This window comes from Geomicrobium sp. JSM 1781026, assembly GCF_041949955.1.
GTDB lineage: Bacteria > Bacillota > Bacilli > Bacillales > Marinococcaceae > Geomicrobium_A.
The window spans coordinates 1-21218 of record NZ_JBHFQF010000015.1 but is presented as its reverse complement, the minus strand read 5'-3'; the positions used below and the strand labels follow the sequence as shown (position 1 = coordinate 21218).

The 21218-nt window shown below is 44.9% G+C and carries 23 protein-coding genes and 1 other annotated feature; of the genes, 2 read left to right on the top strand and 21 right to left on the bottom strand.

Features of this window, described 5'->3' with window-relative positions; all coding sequences use genetic code 11:
• Window positions 1-13: 13 nt before the first annotated feature.
• Entirely contained in the window at window positions 14-871 is an 858-nt protein-coding gene (gene ispE / locus ACE1TF_RS19035; RefSeq protein WP_375019091.1) for a 4-(cytidine 5'-diphospho)-2-C-methyl-D-erythritol kinase, read from the bottom strand.
• A gap of 128 nt (window positions 872-999) precedes the next feature.
• Here ispE and ACE1TF_RS19030 point away from each other — a divergent pair, with 128 nt between their 5' ends.
• Complete coding sequence (locus tag ACE1TF_RS19030; RefSeq protein ID WP_375019089.1) at window positions 1000-1293, top strand: DUF3892 domain-containing protein; 294 nt, start codon at window positions 1000-1002, stop codon at window positions 1291-1293.
• A gap of 787 nt (window positions 1294-2080) precedes the next feature.
• Here ACE1TF_RS19030 and ACE1TF_RS19025 read toward each other — a convergent pair.
• The 11 genes from ACE1TF_RS19025 to metG all read right to left on the bottom strand — a co-directional run bounded on the left by ACE1TF_RS19025 (window position 2081) and on the right by metG (window position 12443).
• On the bottom strand, window positions 2081-2467 hold the full coding sequence (locus ACE1TF_RS19025) for a UTRA domain-containing protein (RefSeq protein ID WP_375019087.1): 387 nt from the start codon (window positions 2465-2467) through the stop codon (window positions 2081-2083).
• Window positions 2468-2476: 9 nt separating this feature from the next.
• Window positions 2477-2794: a GntR family transcriptional regulator gene (locus ACE1TF_RS19020; protein ID WP_375019085.1), complete on the bottom strand. Its 318-nt coding sequence runs from the start codon at window positions 2792-2794 to the stop codon at window positions 2477-2479.
• 18 nt (window positions 2795-2812) lie between these two features.
• Complete coding sequence (locus ACE1TF_RS19015; protein WP_375019083.1) at window positions 2813-4432, bottom strand: alpha,alpha-phosphotrehalase; 1620 nt, start codon at window positions 4430-4432, stop codon at window positions 2813-2815.
• Window positions 4433-4446: 14 nt separating this feature from the next.
• On the bottom strand, window positions 4447-6354 hold the full coding sequence (treP, locus tag ACE1TF_RS19010) for a PTS system trehalose-specific EIIBC component (protein ID WP_375019081.1): 1908 nt from the start codon (window positions 6352-6354) through the stop codon (window positions 4447-4449).
• Window positions 6355-6526: 172 nt separating this feature from the next.
• On the bottom strand, window positions 6527-6709 hold the full coding sequence (locus ACE1TF_RS19005; protein ID WP_042402447.1) for a small, acid-soluble spore protein, alpha/beta type: 183 nt from the start codon (window positions 6707-6709) through the stop codon (window positions 6527-6529).
• Window positions 6710-6814: 105 nt separating this feature from the next.
• Window positions 6815-7069, bottom strand: a complete 255-nt coding sequence (gene veg / locus ACE1TF_RS19000; protein ID WP_042402365.1) for a biofilm formation stimulator Veg — start codon at window positions 7067-7069, stop codon at window positions 6815-6817.
• A gap of 237 nt (window positions 7070-7306) precedes the next feature.
• Window positions 7307-8179: a sporulation peptidase YabG gene (yabG, locus tag ACE1TF_RS18995; RefSeq protein WP_375019078.1), complete on the bottom strand. Its 873-nt coding sequence runs from the start codon at window positions 8177-8179 to the stop codon at window positions 7307-7309.
• A gap of 60 nt (window positions 8180-8239) precedes the next feature.
• Window positions 8240-9094 (bottom strand): 16S rRNA (adenine(1518)-N(6)/adenine(1519)-N(6))-dimethyltransferase RsmA, encoded by an 855-nt coding sequence (gene rsmA / locus ACE1TF_RS18990; protein ID WP_375019076.1) that lies wholly within the window; start codon window positions 9092-9094, stop codon window positions 8240-8242.
• The gene (gene rnmV / locus ACE1TF_RS18985) at window positions 9091-9642 is read right to left on the bottom strand and encodes a ribonuclease M5 (RefSeq protein WP_375019074.1); all 552 of its coding nucleotides are present in this window, start codon (window positions 9640-9642) and stop codon (window positions 9091-9093) included. Before rnmV ends, rsmA begins: the two co-directional genes overlap by 4 nt.
• A complete protein-coding gene (locus ACE1TF_RS18980) occupies window positions 9632-10414 on the bottom strand; it encodes a TatD family hydrolase (RefSeq protein ID WP_375019072.1) in 783 nt (260 codons plus the stop codon). Before ACE1TF_RS18980 ends, rnmV begins: the two co-directional genes overlap by 11 nt.
• A 46-nt stretch (window positions 10415-10460) precedes the next feature.
• Window positions 10461-12443, bottom strand: a complete 1983-nt coding sequence (metG, locus tag ACE1TF_RS18975; protein ID WP_375019070.1) for a methionine--tRNA ligase — start codon at window positions 12441-12443, stop codon at window positions 10461-10463.
• A 50-nt stretch (window positions 12444-12493) separates the two neighbouring features.
• Window positions 12494-12743: a binding site (T-box leader), on the bottom strand.
• A 264-nt stretch (window positions 12744-13007) separates the two neighbouring features.
• Here metG and ACE1TF_RS18970 point away from each other — a divergent pair.
• Window positions 13008-13304, top strand: coding sequence for a transition state genes transcriptional regulator AbrB (locus ACE1TF_RS18970; protein ID WP_042429430.1), 297 nt, complete (start codon window positions 13008-13010; stop codon window positions 13302-13304).
• Between the two features lie 129 nt (window positions 13305-13433).
• On the opposite strand, the gene rsmI is transcribed toward ACE1TF_RS18970, so the two are convergent.
• The 9 genes from rsmI to ACE1TF_RS18925 form a co-directional block, all read right to left on the bottom strand.
• Window positions 13434-14267 (bottom strand): 16S rRNA (cytidine(1402)-2'-O)-methyltransferase, encoded by an 834-nt coding sequence (rsmI, locus tag ACE1TF_RS18965; protein WP_042402354.1) that lies wholly within the window; start codon window positions 14265-14267, stop codon window positions 13434-13436.
• Window positions 14224-15285: a GIY-YIG nuclease family protein gene (locus ACE1TF_RS18960; RefSeq protein WP_375019067.1), complete on the bottom strand. Its 1062-nt coding sequence runs from the start codon at window positions 15283-15285 to the stop codon at window positions 14224-14226. The genes rsmI and ACE1TF_RS18960 overlap by 44 nt, the downstream gene beginning before the upstream one ends.
• Before the next feature lie 62 nt (window positions 15286-15347).
• The gene (gene yabA, locus ACE1TF_RS18955; protein WP_042402351.1) at window positions 15348-15710 is read right to left on the bottom strand and encodes a DNA replication initiation control protein YabA; all 363 of its coding nucleotides are present in this window, start codon (window positions 15708-15710) and stop codon (window positions 15348-15350) included.
• 27 nt (window positions 15711-15737) lie between these two features.
• Window positions 15738-16553: a PSP1 domain-containing protein gene (locus tag ACE1TF_RS18950; protein ID WP_042402348.1), complete on the bottom strand. Its 816-nt coding sequence runs from the start codon at window positions 16551-16553 to the stop codon at window positions 15738-15740.
• Window positions 16554-17537, bottom strand: coding sequence for a DNA polymerase III subunit delta' C-terminal domain-containing protein (locus ACE1TF_RS18945; RefSeq protein ID WP_375019065.1), 984 nt, complete (start codon window positions 17535-17537; stop codon window positions 16554-16556). It lies immediately after the preceding gene.
• Between the two features lie 21 nt (window positions 17538-17558).
• Window positions 17559-17888, bottom strand: a complete 330-nt coding sequence (locus ACE1TF_RS18940) for a cyclic-di-AMP receptor (RefSeq protein ID WP_042429422.1) — start codon at window positions 17886-17888, stop codon at window positions 17559-17561.
• Window positions 17889-17951: 63 nt separating this feature from the next.
• Window positions 17952-18587, bottom strand: coding sequence for a dTMP kinase (tmk, locus tag ACE1TF_RS18935; RefSeq protein ID WP_375019063.1), 636 nt, complete (start codon window positions 18585-18587; stop codon window positions 17952-17954).
• Window positions 18580-19983 carry an aminotransferase class I/II-fold pyridoxal phosphate-dependent enzyme gene (locus tag ACE1TF_RS18930; protein WP_375019061.1) on the bottom strand — a complete coding sequence of 468 codons (1404 nt, stop codon included), beginning with the start codon at window positions 19981-19983 and terminating at the stop codon, window positions 18580-18582. The genes tmk and ACE1TF_RS18930 overlap by 8 nt, the downstream gene beginning before the upstream one ends.
• Window positions 19984-20047: 64 nt before the next feature.
• Window positions 20048-20236 (bottom strand): sigma factor G inhibitor Gin, encoded by a 189-nt coding sequence (locus tag ACE1TF_RS18925; RefSeq protein ID WP_052363917.1) that lies wholly within the window; start codon window positions 20234-20236, stop codon window positions 20048-20050.
• Window positions 20237-21218: the final 982 nt, after the last annotated feature.

Here is a 21218-nt window from a genome sequence, read left to right as displayed (position 1 = left end):
TTTCTCAAGTTACTCACGTAATTAGCCGCACAGCATACACTTGATCACAAAAACCACGCAATGCATTGTACACGCGATGAACTTTGCCTTCACTGTTAACGAGGCCAAATACGGTCGGCCCACTCCCGCTCATTAGCGCCGCATCCGCTCCTGACTCAAGCATCCGTTCTTTAATCTGCCCGACTTCAGGATAAAGTTTCATCGTCACTTGTTCGAGATCATTGTGAAGGTGCGTACAGATCTGGCGATAATCTTCGTCACGTATGGCTTGTTCAATTGCTCGGCTACCTGTGTTCGCAGGATCTGGGTTCGTCACCTGGACTCTGCCGTACACATCTGCTGTCGAAACACCGATCGGAGGTTTTGCGAGAACGACCCAACAAGCAGGAGGCGCAGGCAAATGCTCAATCTTCTCGCCCCTCCCTGTCGCCCTGGCAGTGCCACCATGAACACAAAACGCAATATCCGAGCCGATTTCCGAGCCAAGTTCTGCCAGACGCTCTTTGGAAAGCTTCAATCCCCACATCTGATTCAGCCCACGTAACACCGCTGCCGCATCACTACTTCCCCCTGCCAGTCCAGCCGCTACAGGAATATTCTTTTGTATATAAATCGTTACACCTGCTGAAATACGATACCTTTCTCTCAAAAGACTTGCCGCTTGATACGCGAGGTTACGACGATCTGCAGGAATATAGCCTGCATGCGTCTGAATGACAATTTGCTGATCTCTCCGGCTCGTAAGGTCGATCCGATCGGCAAGGTCAACTTCTGTCATAATCATTTCTACTTCATGAAATCCATCTTCGCGTTTGGCAAGCACATCTAAAGAAAGGTTGATTTTCGCCGGTGCCTTTAACGAACATTTCAACGTCATTCTCCTTCTTTCACAAGATGGTCTTGGTTTTCCTTTATTCTAGTCGAAAATAAAGGGCATGTACAGGACAGGGGTTAAATCCAAAATAACGAGCACACACTAGGGTGAAAGGAGGTCAAAAGATGACAGATTTTGAAGATGCTTATGAGCGTTACAAAAACGAAGCACGAACGACAGAACCGGACATTGGTTCGGATCATGAGCAGATCGTTGCCGTGCGAAAGAATGAGGACGGCAACCTGATTGCCTTTAAGACAAACAGAGGAAGGGAACTAGATTACCCATCGGCACTCCAAGAGGCAAAAGCCGGTACTCTCGCCCACGTTGATGTATTTCAACGGTACGGCAGAGACATCTTGCGGAGTGAGCCTGACGGCGATAAGAGCAACAACTTCGATTCATTGGATACCTTTTAGAATGTAGTGGACGTAAACCACACCCGTTTCTAACATAACGACTAATTTTCAGCATTTTACGTTCTATATCCGTTGTACTAAAGAAATCACTAATTCTTGATGTTGTAATCGCATCAAACCTCCGTTCCCTTCGCTCGTCGTAAGAGAATCTACGACCCTTTTTGTCACAAAGGCTAACGAGACGTCGGCATGAGTCATGCCGACGTCTCGTTTGGTTTATGTTCGGCACCTCTGGTGCCGATAGTTGCTAGCTCTTGAGGTTTGGTACTTAAGGGCGGGGATGCACACGTGACTTTGTAATCTGTTACCGAGTTTGCTCATTCTGTTACCTAGTTTATGAAAATATACTGCTTTCCCTGCAATTTTTCCTAACTTGAGAACAGTTCGGTCGCAACTCGAGAACAGTTTCCACTTTACCAATCTTACCATCGTTTCGGGTGTGATCTAGTTCACCAACCTCCTAATCATTCCCAAAAATGAGCGACCGTCGCCACCGTAGCTGCTGAAAACCGCAAAAAACGATCTAGATCATCATGAAAATGATCTAGATCGCCCAGTATTTGGTAAAATCCATCGTTTTAACGTTATCTAGACCATTTAGGGGGCGATCTAGATCGCCAATCTCCTAATTACTTCCAGAAAACGAGTACAAATCATCACTTTCGGTACCTTAAACAGTGAAGAACGATCTAGATAGTGTGAACTTCACATTTTATAATTTGCGCTGTTGATTCTTGCTTCCATCATAGGCGGAAGCTTTTCTCCAGATCATAAGGGCAGTACAGGTTCACTTTTCTCTTCTAGCAAAGTCTACGAAACGGAACTTGTCAGGGCGATGCCGTGACTCCGTATATTGAAACACACTTGAGTCTTCCAAATAAACGAGGCTACGAATGACGACGACGTTCGGTGCACCGTTTAGGCTAAGTAACCGGTGGTCTTCGGCTGTAGGCAACTCGACGACGATCTCCTTATGTGCAAAAGCAATGGTGAGACCTAACTCGTTTTCAATATACTCGTAGATGGATTGTTCACAAACTTCTAGGCTGAGCTTCGGAACAACGTTCTCAATGAAACAATCTCGGTCTACAATCACAACTTCTCCAGCAATTTCCCTCGTTCGAACGACTTGCCATACCGGCGTATCCGGGGGGATGTCCATTTTCTTGTGCATGTCGTTATCTTAAGGTAACGATTCAATTCGATCGACGTTCGTTACCGCTCGTATGGACATGTTTTCAGTCAATTCCTTAAAGCTCGTAATTCCTGAAACCGGAAGATCAAACGGCTGTGAATCTAATACGATCGACCCTTTGCCTCTAACCTTCTGTATGAGCCCATAATGAACGAGCAAGTTTAGTGCTTTTCGAACCGTTTCCCGAGATGTTGTGAACTGATCGGTCAGCTCATTCTCAGACGGAAGCAGTGTACCTGGTTCATATACGTTTTGGCGTATCTCTTGCGCTAGTTCTTGGTACACGCTTATATATTTTCTCTCCATACCTTCTCGCTCCTTCAACTATGCAAAAAAAGCTATTGCACCGTAACCAGGTAATACAAACTTCTGGTCATCAACGCTCTGAATAGGCAGATGAGAGATGAGCACCTCGTGTATCTGTAAAGGAACCTCCACCGCTTCACTAGAAAAGTTATTCACCACAACGAGCCGCTTGTCATCTAACACTCGTTCATAAGCAAACAGTGCATGGTGAAGATGATCGAGGAATCGAACGCTTCCTGATTGGATGATCGGATGTTTCTTTCTCAGTTGAATGAGCTGCTTGAAATGATAGTATACAGACGAAGGATCATTGATGGCATTCTCTGCATTGATCGTCTCCCAGTTGTCTGCAAGGCCAATCCATGGCGTACCGTTTGTAAATCCGGCATGAGGCTTTTCACCACTCCATTGCATTGGTGTTCTTCCGTTATCACGGGATTTACTCGCGAGAATTGACAGAACCTCTTTCTCAGGAACGCCTTGTTCTCTGAGCAGATCATACGCATTGAGTGTTTCCACGTCTCGATATTCCTCAATGGTTTTAAATGCCGGACTTGTCATGCCGAGCTCTTCACCTTGATATATATACGGTGTCCCATTTAGAAGATGAATGGTTGTCGCTAACATTTTAGCCGCTTCAGGGGAGCCGTCACCAAATCTCGAACCCGCGCGCGGTTGGTCATGATTACTCCAAAATACCGCATTCCAACCACCGCCTGAATCCATTCCCTCTTGCCACTTCGTAAAAATCTCTTTTAATTGCTCGAAATTAATCGGTGCTTCGGTCCATTTTTCACCGCTGGGATAATCGACTTTAAGGTGGTGAAAATGAAAGATCATATCCAATTCCTGACGGTCAGGGCGCGTGTAAAGAACTCCTTGTTCAAGCGTTGTGGAAGACATTTCTCCTACCGTCATCATACCATAAGGCAAAAATGCACGAGTGCTCATTTCATGGATGTACTCATGAATTCTCGGACCGTCGGTGTAAAAACGGCGACCATCCCCAACATGATCATCCTCAAAAGTTTCGCCTTTCGATAGCAAGTTAACAACGTCCAAGCGAAATCCATCGATACCTTTTTTGCCCCAAAACTCGATCATCCGATAGATTTCTTCTCGTAGCTTTGGGTTATCCCAGTTCAAATCTGCTTGGGTTTTATCAAATAGATGCAAATAGTATTGTCCAGTCGCTTCATGCCATTCCCACGCAGAACCACCGAATTTAGATTCCCAGTTGTTCGGTTCGTCACGCCATATATAGTAATCTCGGTATGGATTATCTTTTGATTTCTGCGCTTCTTGGAACCATTCGTGCTCGGTTGAGGTGTGATTAACGACCAAATCCATAATCAGTTTCATACCACGTGCATGAGTCTCGTTGAGTAACTTATCAAAGTCTTGCATCGTGCCGTACAATGGATCAATTTCGTAGTAATTTGCAATATCATAACCGTTATCGTGTTGTGGTGATTTATAAACTGGGGTCAGCCAAACAACATCAACACCGAGATCTTTTAGATAGTCTAGACGCTTTGTTACTCCATTTAAATCCCCAGTTCCACTGCCAGTCGTATCATTGAAGCTCCGCGGATAAATCTGATAAACGACCGCTTCTTTCCACCAATTCGCGTTCATCCTAACCCTACTTTCTATTCTTCAAACCCTTTTCGTTTTGCTAATAAATACGTAATCGTAAAAGGAACGACGATAACGATTGCCATTCCGATGAAGAAAGCGATCCAACCTGAGCTCGTAATCGATAAGAACCCTGGGACTCCACCGACCCCAACAGAGTTTGCGACAACATTTTGTGATGTAATCCAAGCTGCTGCAATTGCTGAGCCGATTACGGCCGCTACAAACGGATAGCGAAAACGCAAGTTCACTCCAAACATCGCCGGCTCTGTAATTCCAAGGTATGCAGACAAACCTGATGTTCCTGCTAATCCCTTTAGCTTTTCATCTTTGGTCGCAAGCATAACCGCAAGTGCTGCCGACCCTTGCGCAATGTTCGATAGTGCGAGAATTGGCCAAAGGAATGTAAAGCCTAACGTTCCAATAAGTTGAAGGTCTACTGCTAGGAATGTATGGTGCATCCCCGTAATAACAAGTGGTGCATACACCGCACCATATACGAGACCACCGACAATTTCAAGCTGGTCAAATACAGTGACCAATCCATCGGTTAGTAAGTTCCCTAATGTGAACGTTACTGGACCGATAAATAAAAATGTGAGAAAACCAGTGACTAGCAGTGCAATCGGTGCAACGACGAGCAGTTGTAGCGAATCAAGCACACGTTTACGTAAAAAGATTTCAATCTTTGCTAAAATCCAAGAAGCAAAGAGTACTGGTAACACTTGGCCTTGATATCCAATTTGCTCAATTTCTAGACCGAATATCGTCCATGTAGGCACGTCCCCCGCCGCTTGAGCCTCTCCGTACGCCCACGCATTTAATAGATCCGGATGAACGAGAATTAGTCCAAGAACTATGCCCAGAAGTTCACTGCCCCCGAAACGTTTGACGGCAGACCAACCTATGAGTGCGGGTAAGAACGTAAATGCGGTGTTGGCAATGAGATGAACAATGTCTGCAAAATCAGCCCATTGTGGAAACATTTCCACGACCGATTGCTCTCCAAAGATACCTGGATTGGCGAGGATATTGTTTAGCCCCATTAAAAGACCTGCCGTGACGATGGCCGGTAAGATCGGAATAAAAATATCAGCAAGAACACGAACGCCTCTTTGAATAACGTTTTGTTTTTTTCCACTCGCTTGTTTCACTTCATCTTTAGATGCTTCCTCAATATTCGTGTCAGAAACGATGGCTTTATAAACTTTATCTACCGTTCCTTGCCCAATAATGACTTGATATTGACCATTTGTAAGAAACTGCCCTTGTACGACATCCATCTCATCTAGTGCATCTCTGTCGACATGAGCGTCATCTTTTAAGGCAAATCGAAGACGAGTCACGCAGTGCGTGGCGGCGATGATGTTCTCCTCTCCGCCTACCGCTTCAACAATTCGTTTTGCTTCTTCGGTATAGTCACCTTTTGTCTTTTTCTTCTTTTCAGATTTATTTTGTTTCACATGTACAGTAAGTAGTTCGGTTTTTCCTTTTGTCGCTTGTTGTTCTTCAGAGTTCCATTCGATTGCGTCTACCGCATCGCTGTTTGTAACTACGATCGGAGTGATCGCACTCGCGGCTTTTGTTCGCAATAACTCAAGACTAAATGTAAGTAAACGATCGCCGGCACGAACAGAATCGCCTGCTTTTACATGAACCTCAAAACCTTCTCCATCCATCTGGACGGAATCGATACCGACATGTATGAGAATTTCCAACCCTTCGGTTGTCCGTAATCCAACCGCGTGCTTCGTTGGGAATACTTGCACAATTTCACCATCGACAGGTGCAACGACTTCTCCTTCATTCGGTTCAATTGCAATTCCATCGCCCATCATCTTTTCTGCAAATGTCGGGTCTGGCACATCCTCCAACCGGAGAATACGACCTGAAAGTGGTGCGATTAACTTTTGTACGCTCATGTTTCAACCTCCTTTTTAACTTGTATATACAAGTTAGAGTTGCTCAACTATAACGTGGATATGTTTACTTTGCAAGGGCTTTCACAAGTATTTTTGAAATGTCACTCATCAGATTCATCGTGACGTAAAAAACCCAGTGAAATCATCATTGATTTCACTGGGCGTGTACGGTTTATTTCTGCTGCCTTGAAGCGAGTTGTTCTTCTGCCATTTCAACAGCTCGTTTTACCATGTTTCCAGCATCTCTCGCCTTGATTCCGCCCCAACCTTCTTGTTGGACGGTATCATAAAATCCCAATTCTTTTGCGATTTCTTCTTTGAGTGCATAAGACATGATACTACGATGACGGCTCAACGGAACCATCTCCTTTTCAATAATCCCGTACACACATAGCATCGGCAAAAAAGACAAAAATATAGCTGCTCATTTCTGTAAGAAATGGCAGCTTAAGTAAAAATATTATGCTTGTAATTCTTCGTCTTCACAAACCGTTAGTTGCACGGTTTCTGTCAGGACGTCTGTATAACTGTAAGATACACGGTCAACTTTGTGTTTGTCGCGATCTAATTTCACGATAAAAACTGAGGGGTACGTTCCTTCTAACATGCCTGAGCGTTCGACGATCTTGCGGCGTCCGCCGTTCGCTTTCAGTGTGATACGCTTACCGACGTTCTCTTCAAGCGACTGCTTAATTTCCACTAACGTTTTACCCATTATGTCACCCCACCTCACTAGTAATAATTTTACCACAATTTTTATGAAACGTCAAACCGATACAAAATATTAAATTTTAACAGTGAAAAGCCCTGCATGTCAACTGTTTAATTTGTCGAACGGTAAGATTCCTCTTATTTTGCCGAAATTTCCTCGTATTATTCAAAAATCATTGAGAAAATAGCAAAAACCTGCCGTTTCATGCACAAAGCAATGATCTATGACAGGTTTTTTGGATTATATATTTTCTTGTTCTTTCAAGGGAATGCCTCTTCTTAATACCCCTTTTGTGTCGATGCCACCGAGCCCATCTTCACCCGTAATCGTGTTGCGAAGTACTTCATTTAAGTGTACGCGATTTAAAAAAGGTGTCATGCTCACTCTTGAAGCAATATAGACAGGATCAAGCGCATGAATATTCACCCGTGATGGTGAACTCGCAAAATTCGCTCCTGCGCGGATGAGCCCTTCGAAATACGACTGACACGCACCTGCAAAAATGATGAGATCATCGAGATTAGGGACAGCCTTTCGTGCTTCACGTACCGTTTGTAAAAACGCTTTGGAGTGACGATAAGCTTTCAAATCATTCGAATCTCCCCTCGTTCTCGTATAGGCATCATGCCCCGTGATCACGAGGATATCCGGCTGTACCATCTCAAGTAGTGACGCCACTTGTTGCGGCATATCCGTCTCCCTCATATGCGCACCGTATACCGGAATGCCGAGACGGTCGTACATCGTCGTGCATTTTTGCAAATACGAAGCGTCGCCATCCATATGCAGAACACGACCCCTCATCTCAAAATATTGGGGATTCGGGGTCGCATATGCCGATGACAATTCATATTCATTTTTCTCACGCATCAATCGATTATCTTGTCGGAATAGCCGATAACATTGCTCTTCTTTTTTCTTCTCTTCTTCCTCAAATTCCGAACGCTCATCATCGTCAACCTTTTTCAAATCCGCCAGCGGGGCATCGGCTACGAGCCTTAATTCCTCACCTTTTAGTTCAATATTATCCTTGTCATCAACTGCCGTCACACGAAACAAAACATCTTCACCATAGGAGATTCGCGTAACAAGATCACCAACTTGTAAGCTCATCGTGACTCCTCCTCCATACGGTACACTATGCATTTGCCATGGAAGAGGTGAAACGAATGGTTAAGAATTTAGGGCATCTGCCAATTTACCAAATTCCTGAATGCTTAACGTCTCAGCTCGCCGTGCTCCATCAATTTCTGAGCGTTCCAAAGCTTCGGTTACCCGCTCTTTGTCTCCAAGCCAATGATTCAGGTTATTTCGGAGCGTCTTTCTGCGCTGAGCGAACGATGCGCGAATGCACTTGAAAAAGAAAGCTTCATCGTTTACTTGCACAGCTTTTTCTTTGCGAATGCGAAACGTAATAATCGAAGAATCAACGTTCGGTCTTGGCATAAAAGCTTGCGGTGGCACCGCTGATATGACTTCTGTCTCCGCATAATATTGCGCGGCGATTGACAACGATCCGTAACTTTTCGTCGATGGCTTCGCGGCGAGACGGTCGCCTACTTCTTTTTGAATGAGGACCGTTAATGTTTCAATCGGCAGCCTCTCTTCAAGAAAACGCATAAGGATAGGCGTTGTAACATAATACGGTAAATTGCCTGCCGCATACACGTTGTCTACATCGGAAAAATCTTTTTTAAACACTTCCGTAAGATCGGCCTTCAAAAAATCTTCATGCCTGATGTCTACATTGTCATACGAAGACAGTGTATCGTCTAAAACGGGTAAAAGGCGCTGATCAATTTCATAAGCGATAACCTTCTTCGCGCGCTTTGCTAGCTGCTCGGTTAACGCTCCGATGCCAGGCCCCACTTCAATGACCCCATCTCTTTCTGTTAAACCTGTATGATCAACCATTTTGCTGAGTAACTGAGCATCAACCATAAAGTTCTGTCCGAGACTTTTTTTCGCTTTTAAGTTGTAGCGTTCCACAATTTCCTTCGTTCTTGTAGGGGTTGCAATTTCTTTCATCGTAAACCTACCTTTTCTAAAGCAGCCAAAAATTCCTCACGTTCAATTTGAAAAACATCTAGCCGCTTTACAAATTGCTTTCCATTTGCATAACCAATATTTAATTCCGATCCAACTTTCTCTCTTCGAGACCTGGCATCCTCACCTGCTAATAAGCCGGCTCCTCGAATATCAGCCATCGTTACTGGATCATACGCAGGCATTTCACCAATGGTCTGAACATTCCTCAACGCTTCTCGTATCGTTTCTGGAGACGCATGTTCTACCCCGACGCTATTTTTATTTGCAGATAGCGCATCGACTTTCTTAATGAATGCATGTTTGCAACCAGGTACCGCTTCGGTCACGATTCGCCGAATTCGCTCTCCGGGATAATCGGGATCGGTAAGGACGATGATGCCTCGACGTATCATAGCAAGTTTAATTCGCTCGATCACTTGCGGTGGCACAGCTGAGCCCACTGTTTCAATCGTATCTGCCTCGACCGCTCGCTTGATTGCAACCGTGTCATCCCTGCCTTCTACAACGATGCACTCTTTAATTTTCATCGGTAAGCCCAAAAAGTCGTTTTGCATTGGCTGTCGTAATCTCAGCGATCTCCTCTACGGTAACGCCTTTTAGTTCAGCAATTTTTTCGGCGACGAGTGCCACATGAGCTGGCTCATTTCGTTTTCCCCGGTAAGGGTGGGGAGCGAGAAACGGGCAATCAGTCTCAATAAGCAAACGATCCAGCGGCACCATCTTCGCTACATCTTTCGGTAGTTGCGCATTTTTAAACGTAACCGGTCCCCCAAAAGAAATATGCATGCCCACATCTAAACAACGCTTTGCTGTCTCTTCGTCTCCGCTAAAGCAATGCATGATTCCACCTGCCGGGCCGACCCCTTCTTGTTCAAGAATCGTCGCAATATCTGCTTGGGCTTCTCGACCATGAATAACAAGAGGAAGTCCGACTCGCTTATGAAGCTGGATCTGTTTTATAAACGCTTCCTTCTGAACCGCTGCCGGAGATTTGTCCCAATGATAGTCAAGCCCCGTTTCACCGATGGCTATGACCTTTGGGTGCTCCGTTAACGATTCGATCCATGCAAGATCTTCATCGGTGAAGTCGACACTATCGACTGGATGCCAGCCAATCGTCGCATACAAAAACTCATATTCATCTACGAGCGCCATCGCTCGGGTAATGGTTTCACGATCGAACCCGACGACATTCATCCACTTCACACCGGCTTCTCGTGCACGGGTAAGCACGTCTTCAAGATCATCATCAAACTGATGCACGTTTACGTGCACGTGTGTATCAAACAATTCAACCATCGTTAACTCCTTTTTAAAAAGCCGGGCATGCCCGGCTTTCCATCAATTAAGATATGAGTGTTCCATTCGGAAGATCGCCATCAATTGTGACCAATTTTAATGTGTCTTCCGCTTTTCCAGCAAGAATCATCCCTTGAGACTGCTCACCACGCAGCTTTACAGGGGTAAGATTCGTTACACAAATGATCTTTTTCCCTTCAAGTTCATCCGCTGTGTAATCTTTAGCTATACCTGAAACGACTTGACGCGTCTCATCACCAAGATCCAATTGCAACTTTAACAACCGGTCTGCTTTTTTCACCGGCTCTACTTTTGTGACTTGTGCAACCCGTAGCTCGACCGCTTTAAAGTCATCAATCGTAATAAGGTTCGCGCCCTCTTCCTCTTCAGCTTCCGCTTCGTCGGTTTTTGGCGCTGCCATTAGCCCGCTAATATGGTCCACTTCTTTTTCAATCTCAAGACGTGGAAAAATCGGCGTCCCTTTCTTCACGACTTGTGTGCCTTTAGGTAATGAACCAAACTGTTTGAGCGATGCCCAAGTGCCAAGATCTTCTTGGTCACTAAATCCAAGTTGTTGTGCAATTGCCGTTGGTGCTTCTGTAAAGAACGGCTTGAGCAAAACAGAAATGATTCGTAGCGATTCAGCCAAATGGTACATCACAGCGCGAAGCTCTTCACTTCCTTCTTCTTTAGCGAGCATCCACGGTTGTGTTTCATCAATGTACTTGTTCGTACGACTGATAAACTGCCAAATGGCGGTGAGAGCAACTGAGAATTCCATCGTTTCGATATGCGCTTCCACTTTTTCGATCGTTGCGTCAGCCACATCAAGTAACGAAGCATCATAACCGGTGCCATCTTTTAGATACTCTGGAATTTCACCATCAAGGTATTTATTAATCATCGCAACCGTTCGATTTAATAAGTTGCCAAGGTCGTTGGCTAAATCATAGTTAATCCGCTCAACGAAAGCTTCTGGCGTGAATACACCGTCTGAACCGAATGGCACTTCTCGCAAGAGGTAATAACGTACCGCATCAAGCCCGTAACGTTCGATAAGCGCATCGGGATACACGACGTTGCCTTTGGACTTCGACATCTTTTCATTTTTCATGAGTAAATGACCGTGACTGAAAACTTTCTTCGGCAATGGCACGTCTAACGCCATTAACATGATTGGCCAATAAATGGTATGGAAACGAACGATTTCCTTCCCGACAATATGCACATCTGCTGGCCAAAACTTGTGATAAGCTTCGTCTTTGTCCGTCCCATAACCAAGCGCTGTAATGTAGTTAAGTAATGCGTCAATCCAGACGTACACGACGTGTTCAGGGTCGCTTTTAATCGGTACTCCCCACGAAAATGCTGTCCGAGAGATGGCAAGGTCTTCAAGACCTGGTTTAATAAAGTTGTTGATCATTTCATTTTTACGAGCCTCAGGCTGAATAAAGTCTGGATTGTCTTCGTAATATTGAAGCAGACGCTCTGCGTAATTGCTCATTTTGAAAAAGTACGATTTCTCACGAACAAGTTCTACCGGATGCCCGCTATCGGGACTTTTACCTCCGATTATTTTGCCATTTTCATCTTTTACCGGATCTTCCAGCTGCAATTCTGTGTAGTACGTCTCATCAGGCACAGAGTACCAGCCTTCATATTCGCTCAAATAGATGTCACCTTGATCTTTTAGCTGCTCCACAACTTGTTGAACGGAGTGTTTATGACGGTTTTCGGTCGTACGAATGAAATCATCGTAAGAAATGTCCAGGTTGTCCCAAAGCTGACGTATGCCTGCGACAATTTCATCCACGAAATCAATCGGTGTAACCCCTTCTTCTTTCGCTTTTCTTTCAATCTTTTGCCCGTGTTCGTCAGTGCCCGTCAAAAACATCACATCATAGCCTTGTAGACGTTTGTAACGTGCAAGCGTGTCAGCGGCTACAGTCGTATACGCATGACCGATATGAAGCTTTCCACTCGGATAATAAATCGGTGTCGTCACATAGTACGTTGGTTTATTACTCATTGTATTTGCCCCCATCTATTCATCAAATCTAAAAAACTCCCGTCCCTATGTGAAGGGACGAGAGTTGGACTCACGTGGTACCACCCTGCTTTCTTCTCGTGATAGAGAAGCTCAACAGCGCTAATCAGTTACAATTAGCTACACACCTGCTAACGGTCGGTCAACCGTGCATTCCTCACGCGTTACGCTTAAAATGCAAAACCTCGCGGACCATCTTCAACAATACGTTTGTGACCGGTTCCCAGCAACCCGGCTCTCTGAACACTCGTTATTGTTTACTCATCCATTCATCGGTATGTTTATTCGTTGAAAAACCACAAACTTAATTGATAATTATACATCAGTGATTCCCTAAAGTCAACAGACATATACCATATCAAACACTCGTGCTGTCTCAGAAAATGCAGAAACACTTGAGATATAGCCATTTTATCGCATTTGAATTTTAAGATTATTATATTGACTTGATTTTACTATACTGGTATGATTGCACACATAGAGATAAAAAGTGTCAAATTGTGACACAAATATACATTTGCGCTCGCAAGGAGGAGATTCTAAGCAATGAAATCAACTGGCATCGTTCGCAAGGTTGACGAGCTTGGCCGCGTGGTAATTCCAATCGAGTTACGACGTACATTAGATATTGCAGAGAAAGATGCGTTAGAAATTTATGTGGATCACGACCGCATTATTCTAAAGAAATATAAGCCGAATATGACTTGTCAAGTCACAGGCGAAGTCTCTGACGAAAATATCTCAATTGCCGACGGCAAGATTATACTTAGCCCGGACGGGGCACGCGAAGTAATTGGTTCGCTTCAAGAGTACTTGGACAATTCAAAGTCAACCGCTCTATAAATATCATAAGTCGAGCTACCCAAATCGATGGGTAGCTCTTTTTTATTGGCTCGATACGTATGGTGTGATTTTTGCTTTTTTGAGACGCTTTCCATCCCAAAACTCCTCATAGAACAGCCTATACGCCGGTTAGCTAAGTCCGTGATAGTCGTTATACACTTCTTTCTTGCGGATGTTGCGATCAAGTGCACACTGTTTCATCGCTGCATTTTTTTGCATTCCTTTTTCTTCATAGGCTTGCACATGCAAACGAATCGAAAGCCCTTCCCACCAGTCGGTTGTTTCTGCCTGTTCCGATTCATCTGCACCGGCAACGACAAAGCAAATCTCACCTCGCCATTCATCACGACCTAGATCTTTCACCTTACCTCTAGCAAACTCTTCATAACGCTTCGTGAGCTCTCGACCGATGACCGCTTCTCTTTCTCCCCAAACTTCTGCCATCGTTTCAAGCGTCGCATTCATTCGGTGAGGAGACTCATAAAAGATAATCGGTACTTTTAAGTGGCGTAAATGTTCAAGTTGTTCTCGAATCTCTTTCTTTTTCCGAGGCAAAAATCCATGAAAATAAAAAGCGCCGCCCCCGAGGCCCGATCCAATGAAAGCTGTAAGCGCTGCGTTAGCTCCAGGAAGAGGAGTAATAACAATTCCTGCTTCAATACACTGTGCAACCAATTCCGCCCCTGGATCAGATACAAGCGGTGTTCCAGCATCACTAACAATGGCCACATCTTTACCGGCTTGCAACTGCTCGATTAACCCGCGAATACGAGCATGTTCATTATGCTCGTGTAAACTAATCGTCTGTGTAGGAATGTCGAAATGTGTGAGCAATTTTCTTGTCTGTCTCGTATCTTCTGCACAAATGAGATCGACTTCAGACAACACACGTACACCTCTGTACGTCATATCTTCTAAATTACCGATCGGTGTAGGAACGAGGTATAATGTGCCCCGGTGCATAAACACCCCTCCTTCTTTCTAATATGTACGCCCTTTTCTCGCGCTTCGTTAATTGTTTTAATCGCCATTCCTCTTGTAATGCTTCTCTCTTCGTATCAAACGCTTCCTGGTGAATTAACGTAAATGGACCTCGTCCACGTGTATACTTTGCCCCTTTTCCTTCGATATGCATCTTCAGTCTCGCCCATACATCACGTGCGTATCCTGTATAGTACGAACCATCCTTGCACTCCAGCATATACACAAAATGGCTTCTTCGTTTCACTTTGCACTGTATGCGTTCATAGGCAAACGATTCCCCCTCGTATGCCCGAGTAAAAGACGTCGTATGCTCGCCATTTTCGTACACAAAAACAGGCGGTAATGTCGTTACCCCGTGCTTACCACCTTTGACCGCTTCCAAAAGGACAATGTTTGCCTGGGCCTCTTGTTTAGGATGAATATACTGTAGTCTTTTCGGCTCTAAACCTGCCGTTGCACACGCTTGAAAAAGCTCATGAATGCGTTCTGGTCGAAACACAAATGCTGCTTTGCCTTTATGTTTAAGAGCATAAGCTGCCGCTTGTGCCACATCATAAATCGTACACGCTTCCTCGTGTCTAGCAATCGTAAAAGGCTTGGCGTCATTTTTGAGCGAGTCCTGGTAATACGGAGGGTTGCACGTAACGACGTCAAATGTTCCATGTGGCATTTCGTCTTTGATCGTTTTTAAGTCAAACACACGCACATCAATTTGGTCCGTCATCCCATTCATTTGCACACTTCGCTTTGCCATGTCGGCCACATCCGCTTGAATTTCGACCGCTGTAATCGGCACCTCACTTCGCATCGTGAGTACGAGTGGCACAACGCCATTTCCTGAACATAAATCCAGCATGCGTCCTCGTGTTCGCTTTACCGAAACAAAACGCGCTAATAATACGGAGTCGATACTAAACGCAAGGCGCTCCTTACTCTGAATAATTTTAAGGCGATTTCTGTAAATATAATCGATTCTCTCTCTCGATAATAACTCCATAGCTTGACTCCTCAAAAGAAAAACCCGGCACATGTCGTGTCGGGTCGTCTACATAGAGATTTTTACTTCGCTTGGAAGAATGAAAGACAAAACAAGCAATCTCCATCCGTTCGTAAGCTGCCATAATGCAAATTACAAATATGAAAACCTTCATGATACAAACGGGCAAGGTTATCATAGCCTTCTCCGGGCGGGACGGTTTCCCCTTGTCCATCATCTGCGGGCGGTCGCTGCTCGTCTTGGGAGGGCTGTTTAATTCCTTCATGTTCAAGCCGCTCTCGCAGCAGTCGGTTTTCCGTAACCAACCCTTGATTCTCTTCAATCAGTGAAGCAAGCTGCTCCTTTAATTCCCGCAATTCTTCATGGAAGGCAAGGAGTTGCTTCTCCATATGGATAACTTGTGAAAACATTTCTTTCTTCGCCACGTTCGTCTCCCACCCTCTTGTGGCAGCTTAGCCGGTTAGTGATCCTTGTTCAATCAATTCTTCTAAGGAATATTCCAAGGTGCGTTCTTCATCAAATAATTCGACTTGGACGATGCGCTCAAGCATATTCAAACCCGTGACTTTGCCCTTACCGTCAACGGTATGAATTCTTTCGCCTACATCTGGAAGCTCTTTCTTCGCCTGCTCATATTCGTCATTCTCGTATTTCAAACAACACATGAGTCGGCCGCACAATCCAGATATCTTTGCAGGATTGAGCGAGAGATTCTGATCTTTTGCCATTTTAATGGAGACAGGCTCAAAATCACCAAGAAATGTTGAACAGCATAGAACCAATCCACACGGTCCAACGCCCCCAAGCATCTTCGCCTCATCTCTAACTCCGATTTGACGTAACTCAATCCGCGTTCGAAAAACCGAGGCAAGGTCCTTCACGAGTTCGCGGAAGTCAATTCTGCCATCCGCTGTAAAATAGAACAGCACTTTATTACGGTCAAATGTATATTCTACACTGACGAGCTTCATATCTAATTCGTGTTCATTAATCTTATCTGAACATACGTCATGTGCATTTTTTGCTAGTGTATCGTTCTCGATCACCCTGGCCGTATCTTCATCCGTTGCGATTCGCAGCACTTTCTTGAGGGGAAGTACAACATCGTCATCATCTACTTCTTTTACCCCGAGGACAACAACCCCATATTCCACACCTCGTGCGGTCTCAACGATCACAGATTGGCCAACGTGAATGTCAAATTCTGCAGGTGAGAAATAATAAATCTTCCCTGCTTTCTTAAATCGAATCCCAATCACTTGGTGCAATTATGATCCCTCCTGAATACGAAGCAAGAGACGTTCCATAATCAGCTGCGGATTTACGTTTGCAGACAAGTATTTCTTCGCTTCCATAACCGCTTTCATATTGGAAGCAAGCATGGTTTCTGAACGATGCAAGCTCTCTACACGTAAACGCTCGGCCTGATCCGGATACGCTAAGTCTTCTCTCTCCCACTTCAAGTAAAGTACATCACGGTACCAAAATAGGAAAAGGTCTAGTCCCGTATCAATGTGATTCCTATCTTTAAAATGACTGTGCCATTTTTCTTGTAAGATTAACCTTGCTTGCTGAGGTCGCTGAAGAACCTCTTCCGCCAATTGTATCACTACCTGACGCCCGTGTACAATCCACGCGGTTCGCTCTTCTTCGGGAAGATCAACAGGCTTGTCCCCAATCCGTGCTCGAAGAGCGGCAAGCACCGGTTTCTCCCCAGCAGCCTCAAGGTTTTTTTGTCTTTCAACATCTGATAAAGGTGAGAAAGATAGAATTTGAGATCTTGAAACAATCGTCGGCAGTAAAAAATGCAGATTGCGCGTCATAAGAATCGCTAACGTCTCCCCTTCAGGTTCTTCCAAAAAGGTGAGTAAGCTGTTAGCAGCACTCGCCGTCATTAAGTCAGCGTCCTCGATGACATATACTTTGCGAGGAGATTCCATCCCTTTATAGGCAAATTCTTTTTGTAGTAGCTCTACTTGGTTCTTTTTTATGGAAAGGCCATCCGGTTGGATTGTTGTCAAATCTGGATGACTTCCGTTTTCCGCTCTTTTACAATCATGGCAAACTCCGCAAGGCTTCGTTTCTGTTGACCTGCATAAAAATGCACGACAAAGGAGCGAAGCCGCTTCTCGATGCTCCAAACGGTCTTCGCCCTCAAAAACATATGCGTGAGGAAGCCGCTCTCGTAAAACTGCTTGTTGCAAGAGCTTTGCAACAACAGGCTGACGGCTTCGCAATCGATCCCAAGTCATCGGTCGACGCCCCTTCCAAACTTAAAATTGTTCAAATTGGTCGACGTCCAACACGAAGACAGTGGCTCCGCCAACCTGTACTTCGACAGGGTAAGGTACATAAGAATCAGCGTTTCCACCCATCGGAGAGACAGGCGCAACCAGTTGTTCCCGACTTTCACAGTTCTCTTTGATGATATCCAAAACATCGGCAACAAGATCGTCTTCAACCCCAATGAGAAACGTCGTGTTTCCCGCTTTTAGAAAACCTCCAGTTGAAGCTAGCTTCGTTGCTCGGTAATCATTCTCTACAAGAGCTGTTGATAAGCGGTTGCTGTCTTTATCTTGAACAACGGATACAATTAATTTCACGCTGTTTTCCTCCCTTTACAATGCACTCATGCGCATCTCTTGTCCTTATCATACTGGATTGACCTATATACGGTCTAGTGCAGATTGAATGACAGAATAAGTTTCTTCAACGACTGCCCCAATAGGGGCATCTGCCTTTATCATACGATACCGTTCTTCATTTTGTGACGCAAGTTGATGGTAAGTTCTTCTCACAGTCTCATGAAACAGAGCTCCCTCTTCATCGAGGTGATTGCTCTCTCTTTTATTTCCTTTGATTCGGTCCAGTCCAATTTGAATAGGTAAGTCAAATAACAACGTGACGTCTGGCATGTGCTCCTCCACCGCAAACTCATTAATATGGCGGACTGCCTCTACACCAATCCCCCTGCCAGCTCCTTGATAGGCTAGACTGCTATCCACAAAGCGGTCGCAGAGGACCACGGCCCCCTCAGTTAATGCTGGAATAATCTTCTCTACAAGATGTTGCCTTCTTGCCGCTGCAAATAAAAGTGCTTCGGTTTTTGGATCGATGTCAAGTGACGGATCATCCAAAAGTGAATGCCGAATACTTTCTGCAAGCTTCACACCTCCAGGCTCTCTCGTTGTCACAACGCGATAACCATTCGTTTCAAGGCGCTCGGCTACAGCTTTCAATACCGTTGATTTCCCTGCCCCTTCTCCACCTTCAAATGTGATAAACAACCCTTTTTTATTCATATGTAACCTCTTCTTTCACCACGAGTAATTCATCGTTCTGCAACTGATTCCCACCTTGAACACGACCACCACTTTTACACCACTCCAGTAAAAACACTAGCCTGCTCTCATCAATACGCTCCCCGACAATCCATAAAGGAATTCCCGGTGGATAGGGAACAACTTCTTCTGCAATCGTTCTTCCTACTGCTTGGTCTAGATGGATATATTCTGTCGCGGTTTCGCCGATACTTTCAAACGAAATCATACTCGTTTCTGGATAATCAGGGGTAAACCGCTGTTTCTTTTTAGGTAGCGTCTGTTCATCGTACAATTCCCCCAAAACATGAAGCAGTTCATGTTCATAGGATTCACTCATCTGTATCGGGAGGATCAAGAGTACAAATTGTTCGTTACTAAGTTCAGGATAAACCCCTTGTCTATGAAACTCTTTTTCCCAGTTTGACCCCGTATAGCCCTCTGGAACATACATAAGCAATTTAAGAGGGTCCTCCGTAGACACAGATGCACCTGGGATCTTAGTGTGTACTTTCGAGTGAAAGCGGCTAAGCGCTCGTGCAGGTTTACGCTGTTTCATCGTACGTGCATAAGCACGTGCTGCGTCTAATGAAGCCATGATAATGTATGATGGACTACTCGTTTGCAGTCGTTTTAGCCATCCATTTATCTTCCATTCATCTTTTAGACTGCGCAAATGTAGATACGCACCCATCGTTAACGCAGGCAACGTTTTGTGTGCAGATTGCACAACAGCGTCTGCCCCCAATTCAAGTGCTGAACGTGGAAACGTTGAATCAATATGTAGATGTGCCCCGTGAGCTTCATCAACGAGCACAGACAGGCCATACGATTTTGCGAGGTTCACAACAGCCTCTAACTCGCCAACAGAGCCATAATAGCTAGGAGACGTCATGACTAGTGCACGAGCGTTAGGATAAGCCTTGTAAGCCGATGCCAACGTCGCTCGGCCAATCCCCCGGCTTAAATCGGTTTGTTCATCAAGATCAGACCGCAAAAACACAGCTTGTACACCCGCCAGTTCCAAACCATGAACAATGGATTGGTGAGAATCGCGCTGCACAAACACCGTATCACCACGATTACAAAACGCCAACAGCATCGCAAGGTTCCCGACGGTAGAACCGCCAACAAGAAAGCGCGTCCGCGCACTTCCATATTGCTCTGCTGCCAGCTGTTCTGCTTCATAAATGCACTCACTTGGAGCATGTAAATCATCAAAACCAGGCAGTTCAGTTACGTCTAGTTTCATCACTTGCTCAAAAAAACGTCCATAGTCACCTTCTGCCAATTCGCCATTTTTATGACCAGGCACGTGAAGTGATACCGGTTGATCATGAGCATGCTCAATAAGTTTTTGGAGTATTGGAGTGTTCATCATCGTCAATCCTTTTGTTATACAATCATTGTTTCATTATAACAAAGAATGGGTATAGCCTCACTTAATGAGCCAACAATACATTCATTTTACTCTTTCTCAGTTGCTGAACATACCAATCATATTCCAAATGCTCAACATCCAGCGTTACTATCGCACGTTCACAGTCCTTACAAAGCCACATAGATAAAAGATGAAAGCCGTCTTTTCCATGACTTTCACAAACCCCACACCGATGCTCCATCGTATTCATCCTCATCTCTCCCTTAAATTCTGGTATCGGTTTTAGTGTTTCCAATTTTAATAGATCTATACCGGGATCGTTTGAGGACATTTACTGGGAATTCATTCATTTTGGAGATTTCACGTTCTCTTTAAGCATATGGGCAAATGACCCTGAATGTGCCTGTTTATGATAATTATTTTATTTTGGGGGATTCGGTTGTTCACTTAGACGAGGGAGCGTGCTCACATAATTTTGACCACTGGAGTTTTATACACCGAAGACGGTTTCTGAAAGGACTACTCAGTCCACAGTGTAGACAGTTATTTTCGAAGACTTATACATGACTAACCTACTTGCATGCAGTATTCAGGGAATTTGCTAGTTAAAAACACCGCTCAAGCTTTTACACGTGAGTGCCTGTAGGCTATGGGAAGATTTTCTGGAATTGGAGAGGCTGTTTGCCTAAAATCTTACCATAGATTCATTAATGGGAGGATTTCTGATTTCTATGGTACGATTTGCACCCACGAAACGCGGAAAAGAAGACAAATCAGCCCATGGGAGGGGTTATGGGTAGAATTTTCGCCCCGCGCCCGGCCTCGGTGCGTCGGCAATGGGGGGATTTGGACGATCTTCCCCCGCCATTCAATGCCAAATCCCATCGTAAGCGTGGTCATGGGGGGAGATATCCCTTTCTTATGTGGGGATTTGGGCACAGATCGGCCCGCGTGCGCCTCAATATCCCCACATAGACGCTTTTACGAGGGGATTTACGTTGGATTTCCTAATTCTCGCTGCTGGTGCTTTGATTTTGACCATCTTTTTAAGGGCCGAAGAGCCGGTCGAAGGAATCGATCGGCGCTGGAGATTGCTAGAAAACGGGTTTTGCTTCCAAAGCGCTTGGATTGGAAACAGAATCCCCCATCGATGCCCTTTTGCCTTCATTCTGCTTCCAATCCATGGACGTCTGCTTCCAAACAGGCGTTTATGGAACTAGATCGAGCGCTTT